The following is a 24,856-nucleotide window of genomic DNA, read 5'->3' on the forward strand; positions in this document are numbered from 1 at the left end:
TCAAGTTAATTTTGAGGATTTGGAAAATTAATGGCTATGCAAATTACTTGTTGTATTTTTTAAGAACTTGTCTTCCCGCGATGTGGACCATAATTTCATCGGTTCCACCCGCAAATTGGTTTCCTCTTGCATCTTGCCATAAACGGCTCACGCGGGTTTCAGTTGTATAGCCCAGTGCACCAAAGATTTGGAGAGCTTCTGAACAAACTTCAACAGCAGTGTTTGCAGCATAACGCTTAACTAAAGCGGCATCAAGCTGAATCGGCAATCCATTATCGAATTCCCATGCCACTTTATAAAGGAAACTTCTCATCGCTTGCAACTTAGCCTCCATATCTGTGAGCTTTTCTTGAAGCATCTGGAACTTACCGATTGATTGTCCAAATTGTACACGTTGATTAGCGTAAACGGCGGCATCATCCATTGCTGCTTGAGCTAATCCTAAACTCCATGCCACAATAATTAAGCGTTCCATCTCAAAGTTTTTTAATAAATTGATAAAGCCTTTGCCTTTTTCGCCTACACGCATACTTTCTTCGACTACAACATCGTCAAAGTAATATTCGCAAAATGGCATCATGGTTTGTCCAATTTTATGAAGAGGAGCCGTTTTTACACCGGGTGCTTTTTGTGGAACGAGCCACAAGGACATGTTCTTATTTTGATAAGACGGATCTTCATCTTTAGCAACGACTAAAACATAGGGACAGTGCTCACCGTTAGTAACCCATGTTTTTTGACCATTTAGAATAAGTTTTCCATCGACGGTTTTAACAGTTGTCATCATAGCATTGTTATCTGATCCTGCTCCAGGTTCAGAAATCCCCAAAGCGAAACAGGATTTTCCTGTTTTTTCAAAAAGATCCATGACAAATTGAATTTGTTCGGGTGAACCAAATTCACAAACATCAAACATCGCCAAGCTATTGAGAATAAACGGAGTGGATGCTCCACTTCTTCGGGTCAATTCTTCAACAAGGAGACAAAGGGTGGTGGCATCAGCAGGTGTTCCACCGTATTCTTCGGGGATTCCCATTGTAGCAAAACCTGCATCATAATAGGCTTTCGTTACTTCATTGGGAACATTATGTTCCTCAGTCCACTTTTTAACATCGGCTTCTGTGATATACCGGTCAACAAAATCTCTTACACTTTCCAAAAGTAATTCTTGTTCTTCCGTCATTTTGAAATCCATTTTCTTTCCTCCTAGTATTTTGATTAGTTGTTTAGTCGTTTAGTTCTATGAACTATTTTCCTATCGAGATTATTTAAGTGCAATTATCATGCCAAGTTCACCCATGGTGATTTAGTCGACTTTGAGCATTTTTTTATTTGCGGATGTTCAAAACTGTCTAAAACTTTGTTCACACAAGAACAAGAGAATATACGATTCCGTTTTCCATCCTTTTAGATGAACAGGTAAGGCAAAATAAAAAACTGCTGTGAATTTTTTTAACAGCAGTTTAAGGAGTACCTGTTATATTAGATGATATTCTTCCATTTTCTTATACAAAGTGCCTCTAGAAATACCCATCCGTTTGGCGATCTTTGTTTTATTCCCGTTGTATTCAATCATCAAGGTGAGCATTATTTGTTTTTCTTTCTGGGCTCTCACTTTTTCCGTTTCTTCTGGCAGGTCATCCGATCCAAATTCGTCTAGAAGTAGTTCATCCGATAAGCTCGGTAGATCCTGCAATCTCAATTCTTCTCCTGAAGCGTTATTCATGCCGCATTCTATGATATTTCTCAGCTCTCTGACATTACCTGGCCATCGATAGTTAATCAAATAACGCAAAGCCTCATTGTCCATTTGTTTTATGTTTTTATCCAAATACGAGTTGTAATAGTCAATAAAAGAATGCGCTAAAATAGGAATATCGGTAATCCGCTCTATTAAGGCCGGCAGGTGTAAATTAACCACAACTATGCGGTAATACAGATCGAGACGAAACGTCTTTTCTCTTACCATTCTTTTTAAATCCCGATTGGTTGCTGTAATCAATCGAACATCTACGGGAGTTTCAACATTACTGCCGATACGGGTAACTTTTCTTTCCTCCAGCACTCGCAACAGCATGGATTGAGCGGACATGGAAAGCTCTCCTATTTCATCAAGAAATATTGTTCCTTTATGGGCATATTCAAACTTCCCCATTGACCCTCCCTTCCTCGCTCCCGTAAATGCCCCATCAACATAACCAAACAATTCACTGGCAAGGAGTTCGGGAGATATGGAAGCACAATTCAAGGCTACAAAGGGTCCGTTCCGTACGGGACTCGAATTATGAATCGCCTGTGCAAATACTTCTTTACCGGTTCCGCTTTCCCCGGTTATTATGACAGGGCTTCGACCTTGCGCTGCTTTTATGGCCCTCTGTTTAACTTCCTTTATTAAATCAGATTCCCCAAGGATATTATCAAACGTGTAATGAGCTTGTGCATTAGATAACTTATTGACTGCCTGACGAATATATTTTTCTCCCAAAAACTTAAGCATTAAGCCGATAATATTCTGGTCCTGAAAGATTGGATTTGCAATTAAACGCATGTGTTGTATGTTAGTATGAAGGCCTTGTATTTGAATTTCATCAAAACGGAGATCCTTCCCTGTTTTCAAAATCTCTAAAGCATCTTTTAGCTCCGGAAATAATTCGGCACAATCTTGCTCTTTAATATCTGCTATGTCTAATCGACACCACTGCAATAAGGCTTGATTAGCGCTTAAAATTTTCCCGAAAGAGTCTATGAACATAATACCTTGTTCCTGATTCTGTTCATATTCACTCAACAAAGCTTCCTTAAGGCGCGTCTCAATATCTCTTCTATATGAAGTAACGATTGTCTGACTGTTACTATGATATTGTCTTAAGTAATAAATGAAAAGATCTGAAAAATGCTCTTTAGGTAAAATTATCAACGTATTTACATTTAAGCCGCCAAAATAATTTCCAAAGTAAGCATAAGTTACATACGGTGTAAATAAATCGAGATAATGTTCTTCTCCTATTACCCATGAATCTTTATTTTCGCTGGGGTTCATGGCTAATGCTGTGGTCCCAATATTTTTCTCAAGTAAGCAAGAACCTATTTTCAAACCTACAGAGTTAAGATAATCCAGTAATTGTTTATTTCCTCTTTGGGAGAAAACAGTTTGGTTCTCTTCATTCGTATAGAATAAGGCTCCATGATACTTTTTCAGCAGTTCATACAATGTCTTAGTTTCTTTCGGCAATATCGTTGATCTTATTGCACTTGCAATTGGTTTTTCTTTTATTTCATCTTCGCTAAGGTCCAACATATCCAACTCACTTAAATTTGGGTTTAGGCCCATTGCCTTACAGCGGGTCCAGGAATCTCGAATTTCCAGCCTCATATCTTCACATGGCTTTCCATCTATAAAAGGTTGACGGTGTTGAGCAAGTTCTTGATCAAAACTAATATCCAACATTTTTCATCTTCACCCTTCTTAAGAATTTAAAGCCGCCTGCCTAATACTTTAAATGACCTATGAAATACTTTAAATAACAATTTGGTGAAAGTTTTATATTCTCCAAATCTATCTCTTTGATTGTAATAATATTATAATAAATAATTCACATGGTCAATCGAGCTAATCATTTTAATACTTGAAAGATATGGAATAGCTATTATTCAACTCTTTTCTGGGTCGGTTTAGAGCTGGCTTCTGCTAAGGGCGATTCAGATTTTCTAAAGAAAGTTAAGTGTTTGGGTGATAAAATAGAGAGAGAAAGGAGTGACCTATGATGTGCGGACGGTATTTCATTGCCACAGAACAGGAAGAATATGAAATAAAAAAGATCATTGAACAGGTCAATAATCGATACAAAAATACGCACGAACTATCTGAGATGAAGACTGGCGAAATTTATCCCACAAACCTTGTGCCGGTAATCACCCCAGAGTCGCCGACGCTCATGATATGGGGCTTTACCCGTTTTGACGGCAAGGGGCAAGTCATTAATGCACGGCTGGAAACTGCGACTGAAAAACCGATGTTCCGCAAAGCTTTTGCTGAGAATCGTTGTCTGGTGCCGGCAAGCCACTATTATGAGTGGGAAAAGCTTGGAACTAAAAAGCAGAAGTATATCATTGGGTCACGGGGAACGATATATATGGCAGGACTCTATCGGTTTGAGAAGGATTCCCCTCTTCCTCGATTTGTCATACTTACCCGCCCGGCGGCTCCTAACCTTGCCTTTATTCATGACCGGATGCCGCTTATTTTACCCAAGGATATGCACGGAGCATGGTTAAATCATCACATTGATAACCAGGATGTAATGAATCGCTCGGAAGAGAATTTGATTTATGAAGGTGTTGATTTACAACCTGTTTTATTTTAGCCATTTTTCACTCTGGACTACAGCTTTTTTTCTTTTCTAACTAAACTGGGTTTACAATTGGAATGGCTCACTTCCTATAGAACGATAGATCTGTCGAACCGAAATATTTATATTTCTAGAGTTACTATCCTATTGGTATCAGCTTGATTTCCGTATATACTTGAAAGTGCAATGTATCACGTTTGCTGATCACTTGCGCTAAAGCTGTTAAGAAATTGTGGTCGAGCATCAAGACAAAGATTTTCACAACCTATTTCAAGCATTTTGCAAAGTAGACAAAATGACATTAAGGAGATCTTTAGAATGACCAAAAGCAAACTGTCTAAATCTCAAATAGATTTAAACGAAACAGAAGTAAGTCGTAAAAATGCCAGTACCAATTACGACTTACTTATTAATTCCTTAGATTGTTTAGAAGATTGTTATATATCAATCGTTGACGTAACAGGCAAAATTATTTTCTTATCAAAAGGGTTTGAAGAAGTAGATGGTTACAAGATTAGCGATGTTATAGGGAAAAACGTTTTGGATGTTTATAAATTGGGTAAAGAAAATAGTGTACATGTAATAGCAATGATTGAAAAACGGGTATTAAAAAATACTAATCTTAGATATACTTCAGCCCAAGGTAAACCTGTTGATCTCCTAATGGATATCTATCCGATATTTTCAGGAGAAGAAGTCATCGGTTCCTTTGCCGTAAGTCGCGATACAAACAAAATACAAGCGCTTACTGACATCATATTTCAACTAAAAAAGGAGCTTTCAGAAAAAAACAATACCAACGGAACCCAATTCAGTTTTGATGACATCATTGGTTCTGGTCAAGCCATGCAAAGCGTCATTAATACAGCGAAGAAAATGGCTCGCTCGGAATCACGGATTATGATTCTGGGCGAAACAGGAACAGGCAAAGAGCTCTTTGCTCAAAGTATCCATAATGCTAGTTCAAGAGCAAAAGAGCCTTTTGTCGCGGTCAACTGTTCAGCCATTCCAGATAACTTATTGGAGAGCATCCTGTTTGGGACAAATAAAGGTGCATTCACTGGAGCTGAGAATAAACCCGGATTATTTGAAGAGGCGAAAAATGGCACGCTCTTTCTAGACGAAATTAATTCTATGAACATCGTTCTTCAGTCAAAACTCTTGCGAGCCTTGGAAACGAATCGTATCCGCAGATTGGGAAGCAACAAAGAAATCCCTGTAAATCCTCGAATTATAAGCGCCATGAATATCAGTCCTGAAGAAGCCATTGAAACCGAAAAATTACGGAGTGATTTTTATTACAGACTTGCTGTGATCACTCTAAAATGCCCACCTTTACGAGAAAGAAAGGAAGACATCCTTACCTTATCCAAGTATTACATCACTCGATATAATAAGATTCTAGGGAAAAAAATCGATGAGATATCCGATGAAGTAACTCAAATACTGGTCAGCCATAATTGGCCAGGAAATGTTCGTGAGTTAAGTCATTGTATCGAGCATGCGATCAATATGGTTGATACTACAGATACTTGCCTTTTAGTGCAGCATTTGCCTTCGTTTCTTCTGGACAAAACCATCAAGAATAATATTTTGCCGATTATCGTGCCAAAAACTAACGATTATAAACAAACCATGCAACAAGTTGAAAAGGATATATTGACCCACGCACTAAAAAGAAATAACTGTAATATTAACCAAACCGCCAAAGAATTAGATTTGTCTCGACAATGTTTATTTTATAAACTGAAACGATTAGATATCGACATTCAACATGAAGTTCATATCGAATAGTTGTCTTATATTACGTTGAGACATGATCACGAATTAATAAATAGCCTTAACACTTCCGATACATTTACGATTTGAAGTGTTAAGGCTATACTCATTTTGGATCTTAGTCATCACCCGTAGCAAATCATTGTAGAAACTGCTAACAAGTCTGACCCCTTTTAACCTACCCTTGAAGTTTCGATTCCTTATTGAAGTTGCTTTTAGTTCTTTCTCCGACGGGGGTATCCTCACCCAGGTCTGAATAGCCGATCAGAACGACTGCAGCTATAATTAATGTGCATCCCAGTGATGTATACCAGGTTACTGGTTCATATAAGATAATGATACCTGCTACCATACTGACTACCGGTTCCAGTGTACTCAGTATGGAAGCATTCGCCGGGCCAATGCTTTTCACGCCTTTTATGAAGAAAACCTGTCCCAAGACGGTACAGAAAAAGCTTACCAAACCAGTATAGTACAAACCTTTTAGCGTAAGCGGCAGTGGCCAATTCCCCTGAGCCACCAGCAGTACCAGAGAGGTGAAGGATGCAATCAAGCAGCCATAAAAAGCCAGCACCAGGCTGTCCATCTTTTTTAGCTGAGGATGATCAATGAGCAACACATAAATGACAAATAAGAAGGCTGAAATTATAGCCAGGCCAACACCACGCAGAGAAAAACTACTCCCCCCTGGATCAGCTATCAGGTAGATTCCTGTCAGAGATGTCAAGAGAGCCACCCATTTATAAGATTGTAGTTTCTCACGATATATAAAATACTCGAGCATCATGACCAGTACAGGAAACAGGTAATGCAACGAAGTAGCCACGCCGGCACTAATATATGTATACGATAAGTACAGAGTTAGCATCGTGCCTGTATAACCTAGGGTACTCGCTAATAACATCGGCCCTAGCTGTTGCCTCTCTACATGAAAATCAATCTTGCGGTAGAGTATGAATATTCCCAGCATAACGGCGGCCATGCCAGAACGCAGAAAGGTAACATCGAAGGTTGTGAGGCCTGTTGCATAGGCTTGCTTGGCCCATATCGGCATCATACCGAAAAAAGTAGCTGCAACGATAAGAAAAATAATTCCTCGAAGCTTTTGCATTTGATTGTAAAGTCTAGCGAAGCACCTGTTTCCGTATTTCTCATGATTTTTATCTTTCTTCTTTAACGTCCATCAGGGCTTCGCTTCTGCTTCCTTTCAAGATTTATTGAACATACAATCCTTCTGATTCAGTTAGTTTAACCCTATTTAACCCTAAAGTGAAGCCTTTTTTATTCCAGTAACTTTTTTTGTATCTTATAGGTACAGGTTCTGGGAAAAGAGGTCCTTATTTCTATAAAGGACGGGACTTTGAATTTAGCCATACGTCCCCTGCAATAGTCTAGGATTTCCTCATTGCTAAGCTCTTCACCCTCTTTAAATATAATAAAGGCCTTCACTGCCTGGTCATGAATTGGATCAGGCACGCCAATGACCGCTGCTTCAGCAATTTTCGGATGACTCATGAGGATATTTTCAATTTCAGTGGTAGAAATATTTTCTCCTGACCTTTTAATCATATTTACCTTGCGGTCAACAAAATAAAACCAGCCTGACTCATCCACATAGCCCTTATCCCCTGTATGCATCCATCCCCCGGGCTTCAAGGTCTTTGCTGTTGCTTCCGCATCCTTATAATATTCCTTCATAATAGTTCTGCCGGGTACGCCCTTTATATAAATCTCACCGACAGTATTAGGAGGAAGCTCTTTACCTTCCTCATCAATAATTTTAGCCTCATAAGATAATCCCGCTTTACCTATAGAAGGCCAGTTTCTCTCTCCGTATGGAAAGTCGCCGATTACTCCAACGAGAGTCTCAGTTGAGCCGTAGGAAGTAAACAATCTCACATTAAAGCGCTCTTCAAAAGCATTCTTTTCATGATTAGAAAAAGGAAGATAAAAACACATTTCACGAATACAATGGTCTTTTTCCCATTCCTGTTGAGGCTGTAGCATCAGTGTACGAGCCATCATTGGTATACCCTCTGTGACCGTTGCCTTATAGTCGCAGATCTGCTTCCAAAACACCCTTGCGCTGTACTTTTCCACTGCAATTATTGTTGCACCAGCAATAAGTACAGGCATTAAGGCATTGAGCTGAAAATCAACATGAAAAGCAGGCATAATCGTTAAGTAACGATCCTCATGCCTCATCGAAAACTGCCAGGCAGCAAAAATACCTGCATATAAAATATTACAATGGGTAATAACAACGCCCTTTGGATTTGATGTGGTACCTGATGTAAACAAAATTTCCGTGACATCGTCACTGCTTAAAGGTCGCAATTCCTTTAATGTCCCGGGCTGTTTTCCCATATTTTCCCCAAAGTTTAGAGTACCGGGAATTTCCTTTTCACTTCTTGCTATGACTATAGTTTTAATACCGATATCCTTGTTCGGGCTACTTCTATCGTAAATAGGTAAAAACTCTTCTTCGATAATTGCGGTTGTAGCATCACACTTTTTGAGTATATACCCACATTCCTCGTGTTTGTATTGTGTGTTTACGGGAACCATAACAGCTCCGATTTTTGCAAGTCCAAACCAACACATCAAAAACTCAGGGCAGCTATGAAGCTGAATAACTACCTTTTCATCCTTTTTTATCCCTAAATCGAGGAAAAAATTGGCGGCCTTGTTGATTTCTTCGTTAAGCTGTGAATAGGTGAATTCACTCATCCTGCCCTTACAGTCCTCAAAGATCAAGACCGTTTTTTCGCTATATATCAGGGCTAGCTCATCCCACATATCTCGCAAAGTCTTGTTTCCCACTATATCCATTTTCTGCACCTCTGAAGATAATAATATCTAGGGTAATGAGCAGATACTTTTATTCGGAGCAGTAGACCGGGAAATACAAGACCCCCCGGTCTCTTCTCCACTAACCCAATAAAATATCATTATCCTTTAACTATGATTTCTTATTGATTATCCGTATCGAAATTCCACACCCATTGAACCTTCAGGGTATTCCCACTTCTTTACAACTGTACCTAAGCACAAAACTCTACACGTACCGCATTCCAGACACCCTGCATAATCAAAAAATAAGGTTCCATCTTCATTGAGCTTGTACAATCCTGCCGGACAGGCATTGATAAGCTTCATTTTCTCCTTTATATCAGGATAAGAAGGGTCTATTTCTATATGGGCATTCCCTTCATCCACAAAATATTTATTGACTCCTAACTTTTCTTCTACAGTTATACTCATACAGATTTCACCCCCTTCAGTCCGTCCTTCACCAGATTAATAAGACCCACTGTCTTTAAATGCCTCATAGCCTTTTTCCGCAAGGGAACTGCAGGCTTACCGTCAATAATAAACATGTCAGCCATAATATTGGACAACATAGCAGGATACTGGTTGAAAATACGGGGATTTTCCATAAAGGCAGGGAAATCCTTATAAAGAGAAAGATCCTTCATGATGAAGCTCTCATCGAGCATTTTTTTGTAGCTTTGGAGTGAGGCTGAACTAAAATCTCCCTTTTCTCTCGCCTCAAGAACGGCCTTTGCTGCCAACTCACCTGAGGCAATCGCCAAATCCATTCCTCTTACCATATAACCGATGTTTAAGCAAAAGCCTGCCGCATCGCCACAGATGAGGAAACCATCGCCATACAAGGTAGATACCATAGACATGCCTGCTTCAGGTACCACATGGCCACTTCTTTCAATAAGCTTGCCATCCTTAATTAAAGGAGCTATTTCAGGATGATTGCTAAAGCCTACAAGCATTTCCTCTATGGTTTTGTCGCTATCTCCTATATGCTGAAGACCCAGAACCAAGCCGATAGAAACGCTTTCCTTGTTGGTGTAGAGGAAACCTCCGCCGACCAGTCCATTGCTGGGAGATCCGGCATACAAACATGCGGCACCCTCATCACCTGTTAAGCCAAAACGGTCCTCAATAACCTTTGCCGGCAGTTCATAGGTCTCCTTGACTCCCACCGCAACCTGCGAAGGCTGAACCCTTTTTCTTAAGCCTGCCTTTTCAGCCAAAATAGAATTGACCCCATCGGCCAGGATGACTACATCAGCCTTCATTTCCTCACCGCCGCAGATAACACCTGTGACCCGATTATTTTCCATCATTAATTGGTCTACCTTGATACCTGCTGTAGCTATTGCTCCCGCCTCTTCTGCCTTTTCAAAGAGCCAGCGGTCAAACTTACCACGCATAACCACGTATGAATCACTACCGGTCTCGGCTAAGCGGGGAGAATGATAACTCATAGTTACAGCGTCATTATCAGTCATCATGCTGATGCACTCTTTGACAACTCTTCTCTCTACCGGTGCTTCCTCTGCAAAGTTGGGAATCAATTTTTCTAAACTGTGAGCATAGAGACGCCCTCCGGTCATATTCTTGGAACCAGCGTAATTACCCCTTTCAATGAGTAGAACCTCCAACCCCTGCTGTGCCAAAACGTAAGCCGCAGTAGAACCGGCAAGGCCTCCTCCTACGATAATGGCGTCAAATTTTTCCTCGCTCAATTCTCGTCACCACCTTAATAAGTTACGAATGATCATTATGGGTACCCTCATGGGCTAACATAAAGGCTTTTCTAAGCTTTCATTTTTGCAATGATTTGTGGGAGAACTTTATATATATCTCCGACAAGACCAATATCAGCCTGTTTGAAAATCGGTGCATTTTTATCCTTGTTGATGGCTACCAGTGTTTTTGCCTGGTTGCAACCTACCATGTGCTGAATCTGCCCTGACACACCCAGTGAAATATAGATGTCCGACTTCAAGAACACTCCAGATACACCAATATAGCGCTCCTTGCTCATCCACTTCTCACCTTCAGCAATGGGTCGGCTGCATCCCATCTCTGCTCCGATTAAAGCCGTAAATTCTTCCGCCATCATCAGATCTTCTTTGGCCGCAAAACCTCTTCCGACGCCAACAACCCGCTTCGCAGCACTTAGATTTACTAATTCAGCCTGTTTTGGACGAGTTTCCAGAACGCGAATGCCGGAATCTCCAACCTCTGGATTGATTTCGGTCACCTTTCCCTGTCTGCTTTCATCCTTTGGCATTTCTTCGAATACACCTGTTCCTACTGTTACGACTACGGTATCTGATAACGCTTTTTCTGTTCTAGTCGCTACACCACCGTAAACCATGTGTTTAACAATAATGCTGCCATCCTCAACAGTGAGCTCAGATATATTTGACAAGGCACTGGTCGCTAATTGAGATGCAATCCGACCGGCCATTAACATGCCACGGATAGAAGAATAGACCATCACTAAGTTTGCCTTTTCTGCACGTAGCAATTCCGCGATCGATTTGGAATAGGCTTCAGGCATTACTGAATCCCCAGGCTTTCCAAACAGGTATACCTGGTCAGCCCCTGCTGCAATGGCTTCTTTCGCTTGATTTTGATCACCAAATAAAACGACAGATACCTGCTCCCCCAGTTGGTGTCCTCCGCTGCACAGCTCTCCTACGGTGTTTTGATCATCGGTTATAATCCAAACATTATTTACAGTCATGAAATCTTCACCTCTTTTTTCTAATTACTTCAATTCAGCACTGAGCAGTTTCACAAAAGCATCCACAACCTCATCGGATTCGCCTTCCAGGATGTTCATCCGGCGTTCCGCTTGTTCAGGTGCCAGCGTACTCAATACGATACTGGACGGTTGATTATCCGTGACTCCGATCTCGGACAGACTGAATTTGGTCACGGGTTTCTTATTGGCAGCAATAATATCTTTCATCCCAGCGATCCGCGGGACATTTATTTCAGATGTAACAGATAGGACTGCTGGTAGGGAGATCTCCAGAACTTCAATCGCGTCTTTCAACGCCCGTTCAACAATGACTTTGTCGCCTTGTGGAGTGATTTTATTGACTGCATTGACAACCGGTAGGCCTAATAATTCACCTAATTGATTACCGACCTGCTGTGCATACAAATCAGACGAACCTGCTCCGCACAAAACCAGATCAAAGTCACCCAATTTTTTAATTGCAGCTTCCAAAACTCTAGCCGACTGATACGTATCCGCCTGTTCCATCGTTTCATCCATAACCAGATAAAGGTCATCAAGTCCTCTGGAAAGAATATCTTTTCTCAGTTTTGAATTATCTAGAATCTTTCCCCCTGCGCTCAAACCAGACAATTGGCCCCCTACCGCCTCAACAAGTTGCTTACCTGCTTCCACGGCATTAAAATCATACTGGCCGAATTTCCACTCCGCCTTATCAAAGGATATCTGTCTATCTTTTGCAACGACAATATCCTGCTCTTCAGGTACCGCCTTACAACATGATATAACTCTCATCTCTTCACCTTCCCAATTCTTTAGTAATCTGAAACACTTAGCAATTTTTTTGATCGATGAGGTGCATTCAACCACTCATGAATACACCTCATCCCCTTATTTAGCTTAAACTTCCTCAGCTTTCGGTGCTTAGGCCTTCTTGATGATACCCTTGTCATTTAGATCTTGTATACGCTCGGGTGAATATCCTATATCACTTAAGATATCTTCCGTATCCATACCCAGCGTTGGCATGGGCCGCCAGACTTGTCCCGGGTTCTTTTTGAATTTGGGAAATATATTGGGACCTTTGCACTTTTTGCCTTCCATTGTTTCCCACTCTATGAAAGCTTCACGCTCCAAGTAATGGGGATGGTTTGGCAATTCCTCGAAAGTCATCATTTTATTAGCCGCGATTTTGCAATCAGAAAAGTCTTTTTCTACTTCGTCTACGAGCTGAGTCAAAAGGTATTCTTCTATTTTTTCTTGTATGAGATCTGCTTTGGGACCATTAAGCCAAAGTGCAGTTGTGCCCTCTGGATACTCTTCAGTCCCCCAGAGATAGCCCAGTCCAATCCTATCAAGGATAGCCTTGTTCTGTTTATCCCCATAAAGACACAAGCTAAGGTAGCCATCTTTACACTTATATACCCCGATACCACATAAGTTCTGATGTCTGGCTCCTGCACGTGGATAGGTTATTCCGTCATTGAGGTAATCCATCATATAATAGGCCCCGAGGCGAAGCATAACTTCATACATGGCAACATCTATGCTCTCTCCTACGCCTGTTTTCTGAGCCTTATAAAGAGCAGCCAGGGAGGATCCCACGACCATAAGTGCCGTCATATAATCACCCGTATAAGGTGCAGCGATCATGGGTTGATCTTGAGCTCCATTTTGACTTAGGTACCCACTAAAGGCCTGGGCTGTTTGGTCGTAAGCTGCCCGGTTCACTCTATCCTCGACCCCATACTGACCATACCCAGAAACATGAACGATGACCAGGGACTTATTGTGTTCCCACAACAATTCATCCGTAAGTCCACGCTTTTCATAGACGGGTCCTTTGCTTGATTCGATAAAGATATCGGCTGTTTCGATCAGTTTTAAGAATACTTCTCGTCCTTCTTCAGAGAAGATATTCAAGGATAAGCTACGCTGATTCCGACGTTCTAATTCTTTGACATACGTCGTGTCCCTCATCGAATCCCCGTTAAACGTATTTTCAATCCAGGTAACATCTGCTCCCCATTCTGCCATCAACTGTGCTGATTGTGGACCAGCAATTTCTACTGCAGAGTACACAACTTTTAGTCCTTCTAAGTTTCCAAAAGCCGGTATATTCATGCTTTTATTCATAATTAATGACTACCTCCTCTCGTGCGATCGAAAAATTCCTACTCTACACCAGTGCACTATAAAGCCGCTTAATGCTTATCGATACTTTTTGAGTGCCTCTCTGCCGGCAGTGAGAATCTGCATTTCATCGGATCCCCCAGAGACTCTATCCACGCGAAGATCCCGCCAGAATCTACTAATACGATGGTCCCCTGCCACACCTATGCCAGCAAAAACCTGCATCGCATCATCAATAACCTCAAAAGCTGCATTCGCGCAATAATATTTACACATTGCTGCCTCGCCTGTTATTCTTTGGCCATTATCATACTTCCAGGCAGTTTCATAGAGCATATTCCGCATATTGGTGAGTTTTATTGACATATTACAAAACTTCTCTTGAATCAATTGGAACCTGCCGATCTTCTCGCCAAATTGCTCTCTCTGATTGGCATATTTAGCCGCATCTTCAAAAGCGCATAGGGCAGTGCCATAATTGCAGCATCCAACAAGGAAGCGTTCAAAGTCAAATTCTTCTTTAACACGATTAAATCCATTGCCTTCTGCGCCAAACATATCTTTTTCTTCGAGTTCTACATTGTCGAAGTAGATTTCACAGACACTGTCCATTCTCAAACCCAGCTTTTTAAGCTTCTCTTTTTTAATACCTGGTTTGTCCATGTCTACAAACCACTCTGTATATTTAGTGCCGGTCTCGGCGTCCTTTGACATAACTACCAGGTAGGGATTCGCTGCACTGCTTGTGATAAAGGTCTTATGCCCGTTTAGATATACTTTTCCGTCTTTACGAGTGTATGTGGTCTGAAGACTGCCAACATCGGAGCCCGCTCCCGGCTCAGTAATGGCCGAATTCCACATTTGCTTACCGGTACCGTGTAAAGCCATAATCTTTGCGATTTGTTCTTCGGTTCCATATTTCAAGATCGTATTAAATCCAGTCAGTTGATATAGAACATAGGTAGGCGCACCCAGTCTGCCGAGTTCTTCCCAGGCAGCTGCTACAGTTACCGCACCTGCATTAAAACCACCCTGTTCTTCGGGTAATAAAAGACTATCGATACCAATATCGGCCAGTTCTTTCACAAATCTCTCCGGATACTGGCTATTATTATCACATTCCTGAAAGTAACTTTCCCAGTTCTCTTTGGCCATCAGCTTTTGTATCGCCGCAACAAATAATTCCTGCTCATCTGTAAGTTTAAAATCCATGATTTAACCCTCCACTTATTTTGGAATTTTAATCAGTGCTCCCTTGGAGATTTCCAACGGAGCACTGCAGTTCTCCGTTATTTCCACTCAATCAAGCCAAAGTTTAGATAAGGCTTTGCTTCTGGTTCCGCAGCATTGATAACCCTAAAGTGCACAAGGTTTTCACCCATTTTCCACATTTGAGTCTTAATGGTTACCCCTGGCAAAAGCGGAGACGTAATACGAGTTTTGAAACGTGTTAATCTCTCAGGTTCTCCAGGAATGAGTGTCTTAATGATATGACGACAAGCAGCTCCTGAAGTACTGACCGCATGAAGAATTGGCTTATCATAACCAATATTTTTAGCATATTCCCAATCAATGTGCTGAGGGTGATAATCCCCTGACAATCTGTAAATGAGTGCCTGATTCTGAGGAATCTGCTCCGAGACCTCATAATCGGGTTCTCTGTCCGGTATTTCCACGATATCAGCTGGTGCTTTCGGACCTCCAAAACCACCATCATAGATTAAACAATCCCAGCTTTCGTTGGTAAATATCTTGGTACCTGTTTCATCATAGGTATCTCCTATATGCTGAGCTAACAAACCTTTACCAGGCCCACGATCATATAATCCCTTAAGCAGCACATGCGTACTTAATTTACCCGATAATTTCGTCATCGGCTGGTGAAATTTTAAATCGAAGGACCAATGAAGTGATCCGGCATAATTATAGCCATAATCAATGGTTTTAGTGACTTCACTGTCCACGATCGGCATTGCTGCAAATATAGGAAGAATTTTCAAGTCTTTTTCGTAAACATATTCCAAATCAGTTCTGCCATCGGAGGCAGCACCACAACCAAGCGCAAAAAGAATCAAATCTTTGAAATTGTAGTCACGTTCAAAAGGTCCAAAGGTTTGTCCAACCATTTCCGTTTTTATTGCCATTTTTATCATCCTTTCTTTTCCTTACAGCATTCTCAATAAAGGATTCCAGGCATCTCGAACCATCGGCTTTCCCTAAGAGGAGAGTGAACTTGAATCGGCAAGCGACATCCCCTTCGTTTCAGGAGCCCAGGCTATCGATACAACTAATCCAAGCAGCGATATTCCAGCACCCACCAACATAGCTGGCCCAATTCCATACTTCTCCATGAAGGTTGGCAATCCATAGACACCGACAACCGTTCCGAATCGACTCATAGCCATAGCTGCGCCGACAGCCGAGGCGCGAATAGCCGTTGGAAAAAGTTCGTTGGGATAAAGCCATTCGAGAATTCCTGGGCCACCGGAAGCAAAGGCATATACTGCGAACGAAGCGACAATGACCCATACTGGAGCACTTGGGAAAATTCCGAGAATGAGCATGGAGAACATCATGATAGCGAAGCTTCCAATACATAAGGGACGACGCCCCACTGAATTCAACCAAAACATCGCGGGTATACATCCTACCATAAAGAAGGTGCTGATGATGATATCCCCTAATATCGCTAAATTTCCTGATCCCAGACCGAAGGTATTCAATATTTGGGGACCAAAGGTATAAAGAGCGAACATAGGCACGACTTGGCACGTCCAGATCACGCCGACGAATACCACTCTCTTTAGATATCCACCTGTAAATATCCGGCTATACTGGGTCTTTTCGGCCACTTCTACCTCACCAAGTTCAGCATCCGGTCCAAATACTTTTTTTACAATCGCAAGGGCTTCATCGACGCGGCCCTTACTGACCAACCATCGCGGCGATTCAGGTGTACCGATCCGACCTAATTGCAGGAGAATAGCAGGAATAGCAGCACTGCCTAACATCCAGCGCCATCCCCCTGGCACATCTATCAGAAGGTACCCGACAATATCCGCCGCAGTCGCTCCAAGGTACCAAACTGCGGCTATAAATCCCATACTTAGTGCTCGATACTTACGGGGTGTAAATTCCGCGACCAAGGAAGTTGCTATAGGGTAATCCGCTCCGACGACTATACCTATAGCAAACCTGAGGATCACAAGCTGAAGTGGAGTTGTTATAAACATGGTTAAAATGGAAATTATGATTATGGCTATGATATCCACTGTAAACATGACTTGCCGCCCCACCAGATCCGTTACATACCCGAAAACTGAAGTACCGATAAACAATCCCACAAGTGCTGCCGCCCCGATCAATCCCGTCCAAAAGGCATCCAGCTGAAGTTGGGGCCCTAACTGTGTCAATGCTACGCCAACTATAACCAGGATGTACCCGTCCAAAAATGGCCCTCCACTTGCAAAGAGGATCATTTTTTTCAGATAGGGAGTCAAAGGGGAATCTTCTACCGATTTAGATAAGGCCATGTCAACATCTCCTAATTCCAAAGTATTTTATTTTTACTCTGTTTCCCGATGTTGTGCATACCCTCTCCCTTAGGCACTTTTTTCTTGATTTATCTCTTTGCTTTCATTCTTATCTCCAGTTACCCAACCAAAGACTTTAACATCTTTAAAGAAGGAAACCGGAATAAGAATGCAGACGATCATCATGGGTAAGCCCCCAACAACAGCTGCGGTTTGTAAGGGTTTTAGCCCACCTAACACAAGAAGGGATATAGCTAAAGTACCAAGCAACAGAGCCCAAACAACCCGATTTAAGCGTGAAGGTTCTTCATCATCTTTTATTTCTTTGGTCGTTACCATAGCCAACGTGTAAGCCACACCGTTAATAAAGGTCGCCGTAGAAATGAAGCAATAAACGAGAAGCACTGGCAAGACTACAGCACTGAAAGGAATCGTTGACCAAATCTCTACAATTGCCCTAGGTGCTCCATATTGTCCCATGATCGTAGCAAGGTCGATGAGTCCTTTAGCGTGAATGTCCATCGCATAATTAGTAAATACCGCGAAGAAGACCATTTCACCGAGAACAACAGCCCCTAACACCCCTAAACCAAATTCACGAAGTGTTCTGCCCTTGGAAATACGCACAAGATAAATACCATACGTAATTACGCAGTTAAGGAACCAAGCCCAGTAGAAAATTGTCCATCCTTGAGGGAACCCGGATTTTCCGATAGGATCGGTATAGAAGGTCATTCTAACGAGGTTCTGAAGCATGGTGCCGAGAGCATCTGTAAAGCCGTTTAAGATGAAAGATGTCGGACCAAATACAGCCACAAAGATAATGACCCCAAAAGCTAGATAGACTCGGATATCGCTTAAGACTTTAATACCTTTCTGCAAACCTAGATAAACACTTGTGGAGAATAAAGCTATCCAGGCAATAATAATCCAGCCATCTAAGGATAACGTATGCGGAACTCCAAATATCTTAGTGATCAATTCTGCTACCAAGGGAGTTCCCAAGCCGAGTGAGGTGCCCACTCCGGCAACCATTCCGATGATATATAGGATGTCAATAATCTTACCTGCTAATCCATCTTTATGCTTGCCGAGAATCGTACAACTGCTACTAGGTTTAACGACACTCTGTTTTCTGACAAAAAAGTTGTAACCAATGACTGCTCCAATCACAACGTACATTGCGACCGGGATAAGTCCCCAATGATACATGCCATAAGTTGCCGCCCAGGTTGAAGCTTCAAGCGAAAAGGGTTTTACTCCAAATGGGGGGGTTTGCATGTAGTAGTACCATTCAATCGTTGCCCAATAAATAAGTGCTGCACTTGAAGTTGAAGAAAACATCATTCCTAACCAAGTGCTCGTTTTGAATTCAGGCTTACCCTCGCCAAACTTTTTATCCTTGTACTTACCGAAAATTAAATACATCGCAATCCCGAAGAGGATGATGGTGTACCATTCAAACGCCCACCCCAGTTTATCAGTGGTCCAACTTAGAGCTGCATTTGAGATATCATTTGCTTTCTTAGGATCTTTAATGATTAATCCACAAATAATTGAAATAAGGACTAATGGTGGCCAGAATATGACATGATCAATTTTCATTTTTTTCTTTTCAGACATTTCTTATTCCCCTTTCCTGTAATAGACATTTCTGAGCATGTTTACTTTTTCTAACCTATGAGATGCATCTTGATCCTTGGTGCCGCCCTATGATGCCTTGCCTGAATTTCCACCTCCTTCAGATGAATAAGTCTTCGTACTTGTGATGCCTTTCTTTAGACAAACCATGATATTGCAATATTCATGCCAGATTTTCGATGCTTTTTGCGTAAATATTGCTTTTTCTTACACAAATCCAAGTCATAAATGTGCATTTTGATACAAAGTGAGTAACTATAAAATAACTCATTTAGAGTTTATGTTAAATTTTTTTGACATGTAAAATGCTTTTTCCGGGCTATCAAAGCCTATCATCGAGAGGCTTACAGGTCATGTAAAAATTTTTTAACATGAAAGAGATATTTTTCACAGCTAGAGAATCCAAATGAATTTTTGCACTTATAGAACCAGAAGACAAGGAAAAAGTTTTGCTAATCGTATCCTGGATAGTGGGTGCAATTAGGACAAATATAGAAAATAGGCCAATACCATCTTTCGATGTATGACCTATTCCCATACATTAAAAGTATTCCCTCCACTTGTCAAGAAGGGTCTGCAACCTACTATTTAGCCAAAAATTCGAATTTCTTGTTACGATAGGCTTTAAGATATTTAGCAGAGTACTCATCTCGTCCAGATAGTGTCTCCGCCGCAATCAAGCTTGCCATCATCAGGTTGTCTAAGGGGTTAATAATCAGCCCATCTAACCCTTTGCCAATTGCCATAATGGCAAAAGCATGATTCATGAATTTTCTCTCAGGTAGGCCATAGGATATATTCGATAACCCGCACATCGTATGAATCCCTTTAAATCGAGTCATAATGGCTTCGACAGAGTTAATGAATTCTACTGCGAACGTGCTGTTTACAGAGATGGGTTGTACCAGTGGATCTACATAAATGTTCTCAAGGGGTACATTATTTTGAACGAGCCTATTGATAAGCTTATCGGCAATTTTCAGCCGGTCATCCATCGTTTCTGGCATTCCATCATCACTCATACAAAGCGCAACAACTTTTAAATCCGTGCCTGCAACAACTGGAATTAACGCATCATAGCGCGCTTTTTCTAGAGATATGGAATTAACCATCGCGATGCCTTTGTGTACAGACAAGGCCGCCTCAATGGCCTTCGGGTCTGGGCTGTCTATACAGCAAGGTGCTTCAACAGCCTCTTGAACCGTTTTAACAAGCCATTGCAGGTATTCTGTTTCCTTGCCAACAAAGATACCAGCGTTAACATCAATATAATTTGCCCCAGCCTCAAATTCTTCCTTAGCTATTTTTTGAATATAGTCTGTGTCCTGAGCTTCGATAGCTGCTCCTACGACCTTACGGCTTGCGTTAATCAGTTCTCCCACAATGATCACGAATACTCCTCCTTCTTTAAGCCTAGACCACTTTACATCAACGCTTTTTTTGCACCAGCAATTATTTTTGTGAACTCTTTTTCTACTTCAACTCCTAGAGGGGCCGTCTGATGTGTTGCAATCAAGGTCTTCGCTTTTTCTTTGGCTAAATCTTCAACTTTTTGACCTTTAACAGCCCATTGTTCAAAGGTCTGTCTCTGGCTGATGGTTGGTACCCATAGTTCCCCAGAGCGTAGATACTTTCTAGTATGTTTATGCCCCAGGAAATTATCGTTGTTTGCTATGACTTCAGCTATAACATCTACTGCCAAGTTCTCATCGTTAACTTCAAATTCTTTTATGGTTCTCTGAACCACTGAAGAAATCTCATTATCCATGACCAGCATGGTGTAACACTCGACCAAGGCATTGTCCAGCGAACCCGCCGATCCAATGATGTCACTGCCCGTTAGAGCTTCCATCAACGCGTTGTAAAGATGTTCATATCCACTCTGCATATCTGCTATCTTGGAACTTCCACAATATCCACCGGGAGCAACAGGGATATGATAATACCGTCCCAATTGATTCAGTCCCGCTGACATCATACCCATTTCCGGCATTGCCCATAATCCAAGACCCGTCCTCATATCCATAAAGGTCGCACGTGAGGACATGGTTAAGGGACAACCTGGTTTAAGAAGCTGGGCCGCGATGACTCCCGCCAGTATTTCTGCATTGTGCATTGCGACGAGACCATTCATGCTCATTGGACCTGTAGCACCCATTTGTGGACAAGGCTCTACTCCTAGAGGTAGACCCGCTTCTACTACATCCATCAGCGCTTCCGCCGGATCAAAGCCATATTCCAAAGGACTGACCGGGGATATAGGCAATGTAGCCAAAGGTTTTTCCCTGAGAGCTTTTTCGCTGCCTGCCACAGCCACAAGCAGTTCTTTGATAAATTTCAATTCTCGGGAAGACTCTACGCAGATGCTGAGGGGTTTGGAAGTACTGCGCAGACAAGTAGCTGTCTCCATCGTCAGAATGATTTCCTGCGGCACGTCCCTGGGAAAGAGTGGCGAAATAATATTGACATTGTCTAGTGCATCCGCCAAGCGGGTCATATCCTCTAAATCCTTTAGGAGAGCGTCCCTACGTTTTCCGCTCTCTAGATCGATCACGGAGGGAGCACCAACCAAGGTCTGGCAGTAAGCTTTTTTTCTGCCGATTTCCAATTGATGCAGATCATTTCTACCATAGAGATTGAAGACAGCCGGTACAGTCTTCATCCCTTTGTCGATAACATCCTGGGTGAAAAGAATCCTCTTACCCTTTTCAATACAGCCATGATCTAAAAGCAGTGTGCGAAACCTTTCTGAACTCGTGCTAATTCCTACTTTTTTCAGGAGATCAAGGCTCGCTTCATGAACCTGCAAAAGTTGTGCTTCAGAATAGTAATCGAATCTCATCGTTCTACCTCCCTATTTTTTGATTGGCCGTCGAATCCTTCTCGAACTAAGCCGTCAGTCCTAAGAGCCGTTTAGCAACATCGATCGCTACCGAAGCATCCTCAGCATAACCATCGGCCCCAATAGAATCAGCCCAGTTCTGGTTAATCGGTGCACCACCAATCATCACCTTCACGTTGTTTCTGAGACCTTCTTCTTTCAGAAGTTCAATAATTTCCTTCTGTCTGTTAACCGTCGTTGTCAGAAGCGCAGAAATACCAATAATATCTGGCTGGAAATCTCGTGCTTTTTCTATAAATTTGCTCGCTGGAACATCAATTCCCAAATCCAATACTTCAAAGCCTGCCGTCTTCAACATCATAATTACAATGTTCTTGCCAATTTCATGCAGATCGCCTTGAACCGTTCCCATTAACACCCGTCCCAAGAACTCCCTTTTTTGCCCAGCCATTAATGGCTCTAATACCTTGATTCCAGCATCCATGGCTTTGGCGCCTAACAATAAATCGGGTAAGAAGTATTCTCCGGCAGCAAATAAGGCCCCTACACCCTTAATTCCTTTGGTGAGGCCATCATTAATCACCGTAATGGGTTCGATCCCAGCTGCAATTGCTTTTTCTGTCCACTCCTTGACCTGAACCACGTCGCCTTCCAGCACACCCTCACTGACTTTTTGCAAAATCTCTTCATTCGCCATGATAATCCCTCCATTTTTTAATACTGTCCTCTGCCTTTTATCTATTGCAAAAGTTATACCAACGGATATCGTTTTGTGAAAATATTTTGATAATTCTTCAAACACGCCTTAATTGCTCGATTTGATCCTTTCTTCTCATTAAATTGTTGCTCTTTACTTATCCTATTGGTCCTACTCGTCTTCCCTTAGGAAAAATAAAGAAAAGAAGTGTAGAAAAACGTAGTATTTGCTACACTTTTCTACACTTCTTTTCTTCTTTAAAGTATAAATTTATTTGATGCCCAGTTTGTGCATCCGATAATATAGGACCTGCCGGCTGATACCTAATTCCTTCGCTGCCTTGGTAATATTACCATCATGCTGTTTCAAAGCATTGATCATTCTGGAGCATTTCTGATCCTCTATCTCTGTAAACACTTCGCCATGCTTTACTTTATCATTACTTACAGAAACAGTGCCCATAAAGGATTTGAAATTTCGAGGCATATATTTGCTACTAAAAAGAGGTTCATCTTCCGAGACCATATTCATCGCTGCTTCAATCCAGTTTTTCAACTGCCTGACATTACCCGGCCAGTCATGACTCTCCAGCAGCGCGAAAACCTCTGGGGAGATTTCGCAAATATTTTTTTCCATCTTAACATTAAAACTTTTAACAAAAAAACGTGTAAGGAGGTCGATGTCCTCTTTTCTCGTGCGCAAAGGCGGGATTTCTAAGTTGATAACCGCCAGTCGGTAATATAAATCACTGCGCAAAAGGTGCTGACGGATGACTTCCTGGGGTTCAATATTGCAGCTACTAATGATGCGTACATTGACAGGAATCTCGTTCTTTCCTCCAAGGCGCCTAATTTTTCTTTCTTCCAAGGCGCGAAGCAGTTTGCTCTGTAAGCTAAGAGGCATGGAATTAATCTCATCTAAGAATAGGGTGCCGCCGTCTGCTTCCTCAAATAGACCTTCCCGGTCAATGGCACCTGTAAACACACCTTTGACCGTACCGAAAATAATTCCCTCAAGCAAGCTTTCGGGGATGGCAGCGCAGTTAATCGACACCAGAGGTTTTTGGCTTCGGCTGCTGCTGCTGTGAATACTTTGTGCGAACATCTCTTTTCCTGTACCGGTTTCCCCGTAGATGAACACGGGTGAATCCGATTTAGCCGCACTCTTGGCCCAACAGACACTATCACGAATACAAGCACTATCACCAAGGATGTCATCAAAAGTAAAATATCGTTTTTTGGCTGACGAACCACTGACCAGGACGCTTTCCAAATTCGACTGATCAAGCTTCAATCTCCTTTGCAGGTCCACTACTTTGGCAACCATCTCTTCGCTCTCTTGCAGATTTCTGTATACCGCTACAGCCCCCGCAGTTTTTTCTTCTCGTGTGACTGGAAAATTATTTCCGGTGACACGAACATACTGACCATAATTAGAACTGTAGTGTTGAACGTATGCGCCTAAGAATCGCTCAGTCCTTAAGCATTTCTCCAGAGTACTGATTTTGGGATCAAAGTGATAGACGTCCCAAGTATGTCGACCCATAATATGTTCAAGTTCAAGCCCGTCAAATTCCAATTGGACCCTATTACAGTAGACAATTCTATTTCTCGAATCAACGACCATGACCCCTTCATCAATATTGTCAAGAATGGTTCTGAAGGCCTCATTTAAAAATATAGTTCTTTCCCTATCTTGATCCTCAAGTTCGGATAGGATGACCAAAAAATATGAACCGGTGATTTCATTTCCGATGGGAAGGGTCTTTACACAAAAACTTTTATAGGGATTAAGATTAATAAACGTCTCAATCCCAGAACAATGCTCAAGAAATTCGGGAATGATTTCGGAAATATTCCTATTCGCTAATTGAACCTGGTCTCTCTGCAAAATTTCAGCAAAACGCGGGTTGAAAATTTCTACTCTACCTGCTGGATCAATGACAGCTAATCCCTGATGGATGTCCGAAATGAATGCCCCAAACAAGTCTTTAATAAGAGAACTATTGTCTTCCATTAGCACCCTTAGCCACCTGCTTCTCCATCAAATTTTACGCTACATTATTTATATACAAGTTGATTTTTACATTTTCATGCTTATACATAGGAATATTATAGTATAAAAAAGTATCGAAGGCAGAAGATTTTTTAGAATTATCAAACTGCTCTATTTCAATTTAACATAAACCAGTTGCATCAATATCCCTTCCTCATCCATCATTGGACTTTCGGGAAGAGCCCTTCAATCATGATACATATTATACTATCATATCTAACCAGAAGTCTGTTACAAAAAAAAGAGAGAACCCTAGGTAGGAAGGGC

Annotated in this window: 19 protein-coding genes; 2 read left to right on the top strand and 17 right to left on the bottom strand. The window is 41.7% G+C overall.

Translation table 11 applies throughout. From position 1 onward, the window contains the following. Nucleotides 1–43: 43 nt before the first annotated feature. Nucleotides 44–1,195, bottom strand: coding sequence for an acyl-CoA dehydrogenase (locus tag ACZ42W_RS12995; RefSeq protein WP_464165772.1), 1,152 nt, complete (start codon nt 1,193–1,195; stop codon nt 44–46). 282 nt (nt 1,196–1,477) lie between these two features. Further along, nucleotides 1,478–3,448: a sigma-54 interaction domain-containing protein gene (locus ACZ42W_RS13000; protein ID WP_464165773.1), complete on the bottom strand. Its 1,971-nt coding sequence runs from the start codon at nt 3,446–3,448 to the stop codon at nt 1,478–1,480. A gap of 313 nt (nt 3,449–3,761) precedes the next feature. Between ACZ42W_RS13000 and ACZ42W_RS13005 the strand changes: the two genes are divergently transcribed. Together ACZ42W_RS13005 and ACZ42W_RS13010 are read left to right on the top strand one after the other, a co-directional pair. Then, entirely contained in the window at nt 3,762–4,364 is a 603-nt protein-coding gene (locus ACZ42W_RS13005; RefSeq protein WP_464165774.1) for an SOS response-associated peptidase, read from the top strand. A 303-nt stretch (nt 4,365–4,667) separates the two neighbouring features. Beyond that, the gene (locus tag ACZ42W_RS13010; RefSeq protein ID WP_464165775.1) at nt 4,668–6,143 is read left to right on the top strand and encodes a sigma-54 interaction domain-containing protein; all 1,476 of its coding nucleotides are present in this window, start codon (nt 4,668–4,670) and stop codon (nt 6,141–6,143) included. A 163-nt stretch (nt 6,144–6,306) separates the two neighbouring features. Here ACZ42W_RS13010 and ACZ42W_RS13015 read toward each other — a convergent pair whose 3' ends face one another. The 15 genes from ACZ42W_RS13015 to ACZ42W_RS13085 form a co-directional block, all read right to left on the bottom strand. Further along, nucleotides 6,307–7,239 carry a DMT family transporter gene (locus ACZ42W_RS13015; protein WP_464165776.1) on the bottom strand — a complete coding sequence of 311 codons (933 nt, stop codon included), beginning with the start codon at nt 7,237–7,239 and terminating at the stop codon, nt 6,307–6,309. 170 nt (nt 7,240–7,409) lie between these two features. Then, entirely contained in the window at nt 7,410–8,960 is a 1,551-nt protein-coding gene (gene caiC / locus ACZ42W_RS13020; protein WP_464165777.1) for a crotonobetaine/carnitine-CoA ligase, read from the bottom strand. Between the two features lie 147 nt (nt 8,961–9,107). Beyond that, nucleotides 9,108–9,392: a ferredoxin family protein gene (locus ACZ42W_RS13025; protein ID WP_464165778.1), complete on the bottom strand. Its 285-nt coding sequence runs from the start codon at nt 9,390–9,392 to the stop codon at nt 9,108–9,110. Next, the gene (locus ACZ42W_RS13030) at nt 9,389–10,678 is read right to left on the bottom strand and encodes an FAD-dependent oxidoreductase (RefSeq protein WP_464165779.1); all 1,290 of its coding nucleotides are present in this window, start codon (nt 10,676–10,678) and stop codon (nt 9,389–9,391) included. The genes ACZ42W_RS13025 and ACZ42W_RS13030 overlap by 4 nt, the downstream gene beginning before the upstream one ends. Nucleotides 10,679–10,749: 71 nt before the next feature. After that, nucleotides 10,750–11,688 carry an electron transfer flavoprotein subunit alpha/FixB family protein gene (locus ACZ42W_RS13035; protein ID WP_464165780.1) on the bottom strand — a complete coding sequence of 313 codons (939 nt, stop codon included), beginning with the start codon at nt 11,686–11,688 and terminating at the stop codon, nt 10,750–10,752. A gap of 24 nt (nt 11,689–11,712) precedes the next feature. Then, nucleotides 11,713–12,483, bottom strand: a complete 771-nt coding sequence (locus tag ACZ42W_RS13040) for an electron transfer flavoprotein (protein WP_464165781.1) — start codon at nt 12,481–12,483, stop codon at nt 11,713–11,715. 129 nt (nt 12,484–12,612) lie between these two features. Continuing rightward, complete coding sequence (caiB, locus tag ACZ42W_RS13045; protein ID WP_464165782.1) at nt 12,613–13,824, bottom strand: L-carnitine CoA-transferase; 1,212 nt, start codon at nt 13,822–13,824, stop codon at nt 12,613–12,615. Between the two features lie 75 nt (nt 13,825–13,899). Further along, a complete protein-coding gene (caiA, locus tag ACZ42W_RS13050; RefSeq protein ID WP_464165783.1) occupies nt 13,900–15,033 on the bottom strand; it encodes a crotonobetainyl-CoA dehydrogenase in 1,134 nt (377 codons plus the stop codon). A gap of 77 nt (nt 15,034–15,110) precedes the next feature. Then, on the bottom strand, nt 15,111–15,965 hold the full coding sequence (locus ACZ42W_RS13055) for a MaoC/PaaZ C-terminal domain-containing protein (RefSeq protein ID WP_464165784.1): 855 nt from the start codon (nt 15,963–15,965) through the stop codon (nt 15,111–15,113). Between the two features lie 72 nt (nt 15,966–16,037). Next, nucleotides 16,038–17,354, bottom strand: coding sequence for an MFS transporter (locus ACZ42W_RS13060; protein ID WP_464165785.1), 1,317 nt, complete (start codon nt 17,352–17,354; stop codon nt 16,038–16,040). 69 nt (nt 17,355–17,423) lie between these two features. Next, entirely contained in the window at nt 17,424–18,977 is a 1,554-nt protein-coding gene (gene caiT / locus ACZ42W_RS13065; protein WP_464165786.1) for an L-carnitine/gamma-butyrobetaine antiporter, read from the bottom strand. A gap of 602 nt (nt 18,978–19,579) precedes the next feature. Next, nucleotides 19,580–20,386, bottom strand: coding sequence for a methyltetrahydrofolate cobalamin methyltransferase (locus ACZ42W_RS13070; RefSeq protein WP_464165787.1), 807 nt, complete (start codon nt 20,384–20,386; stop codon nt 19,580–19,582). A 32-nt stretch (nt 20,387–20,418) separates the two neighbouring features. Further along, nucleotides 20,419–21,837, bottom strand: coding sequence for a trimethylamine methyltransferase family protein (locus ACZ42W_RS13075; RefSeq protein WP_464165788.1), 1,419 nt, complete (start codon nt 21,835–21,837; stop codon nt 20,419–20,421). 46 nt (nt 21,838–21,883) lie between these two features. Continuing rightward, entirely contained in the window at nt 21,884–22,534 is a 651-nt protein-coding gene (locus ACZ42W_RS13080; protein ID WP_464165789.1) for a corrinoid protein, read from the bottom strand. Nucleotides 22,535–22,804: 270 nt separating this feature from the next. Continuing rightward, nucleotides 22,805–24,550 carry a sigma-54 interaction domain-containing protein gene (locus ACZ42W_RS13085; protein ID WP_464165790.1) on the bottom strand — a complete coding sequence of 582 codons (1,746 nt, stop codon included), beginning with the start codon at nt 24,548–24,550 and terminating at the stop codon, nt 22,805–22,807. Between the last annotated feature and the right edge of the window lie 306 nt (nt 24,551–24,856).

The organism is Desulfitobacterium elongatum (assembly GCF_055378975.1).

Bases quoted from the DNA above. Each gene is read 5' to 3' on its own strand.
- ACZ42W_RS12995 (WP_464165772.1), bottom strand. From the start codon at position 1,195: ATGGATTTCAAAATGACGGAAGAACAAGAATTACTTTTGGAAAGTGTA.
- ACZ42W_RS13000 (WP_464165773.1), bottom strand. From the start codon at position 3,448: ATGTTGGATATTAGTTTTGATCAAGAACTTGCTCAACACCGTCAACCT.
- ACZ42W_RS13005 (WP_464165774.1), top strand. From the start codon at position 3,762: ATGATGTGCGGACGGTATTTCATTGCCACAGAACAGGAAGAATATGAA.
- ACZ42W_RS13010 (WP_464165775.1), top strand. From the start codon at position 4,668: ATGACCAAAAGCAAACTGTCTAAATCTCAAATAGATTTAAACGAAACA.
- ACZ42W_RS13015 (WP_464165776.1), bottom strand. From the start codon at position 7,239: ATGCAAAAGCTTCGAGGAATTATTTTTCTTATCGTTGCAGCTACTTTT.
- caiC (WP_464165777.1), bottom strand. From the start codon at position 8,960: ATGGATATAGTGGGAAACAAGACTTTGCGAGATATGTGGGATGAGCTA.
- ACZ42W_RS13025 (WP_464165778.1), bottom strand. From the start codon at position 9,392: ATGAGTATAACTGTAGAAGAAAAGTTAGGAGTCAATAAATATTTTGTG.
- ACZ42W_RS13035 (WP_464165780.1), bottom strand. From the start codon at position 11,688: ATGACTGTAAATAATGTTTGGATTATAACCGATGATCAAAACACCGTA.
- ACZ42W_RS13040 (WP_464165781.1), bottom strand. From the start codon at position 12,483: ATGAGAGTTATATCATGTTGTAAGGCGGTACCTGAAGAGCAGGATATT.
- caiB (WP_464165782.1), bottom strand. From the start codon at position 13,824: ATGAATAAAAGCATGAATATACCGGCTTTTGGAAACTTAGAAGGACTA.
- caiA (WP_464165783.1), bottom strand. From the start codon at position 15,033: ATGGATTTTAAACTTACAGATGAGCAGGAATTATTTGTTGCGGCGATA.
- ACZ42W_RS13055 (WP_464165784.1), bottom strand. From the start codon at position 15,965: ATGGCAATAAAAACGGAAATGGTTGGACAAACCTTTGGACCTTTTGAA.
- ACZ42W_RS13060 (WP_464165785.1), bottom strand. From the start codon at position 17,354: ATGGCCTTATCTAAATCGGTAGAAGATTCCCCTTTGACTCCCTATCTG.
- caiT (WP_464165786.1), bottom strand. From the start codon at position 18,977: ATGTCTGAAAAGAAAAAAATGAAAATTGATCATGTCATATTCTGGCCA.
- ACZ42W_RS13075 (WP_464165788.1), bottom strand. From the start codon at position 21,837: ATGAGATTCGATTACTATTCTGAAGCACAACTTTTGCAGGTTCATGAA.
- ACZ42W_RS13080 (WP_464165789.1), bottom strand. From the start codon at position 22,534: ATGGCGAATGAAGAGATTTTGCAAAAAGTCAGTGAGGGTGTGCTGGAA.
- ACZ42W_RS13085 (WP_464165790.1), bottom strand. From the start codon at position 24,550: ATGGAAGACAATAGTTCTCTTATTAAAGACTTGTTTGGGGCATTCATT.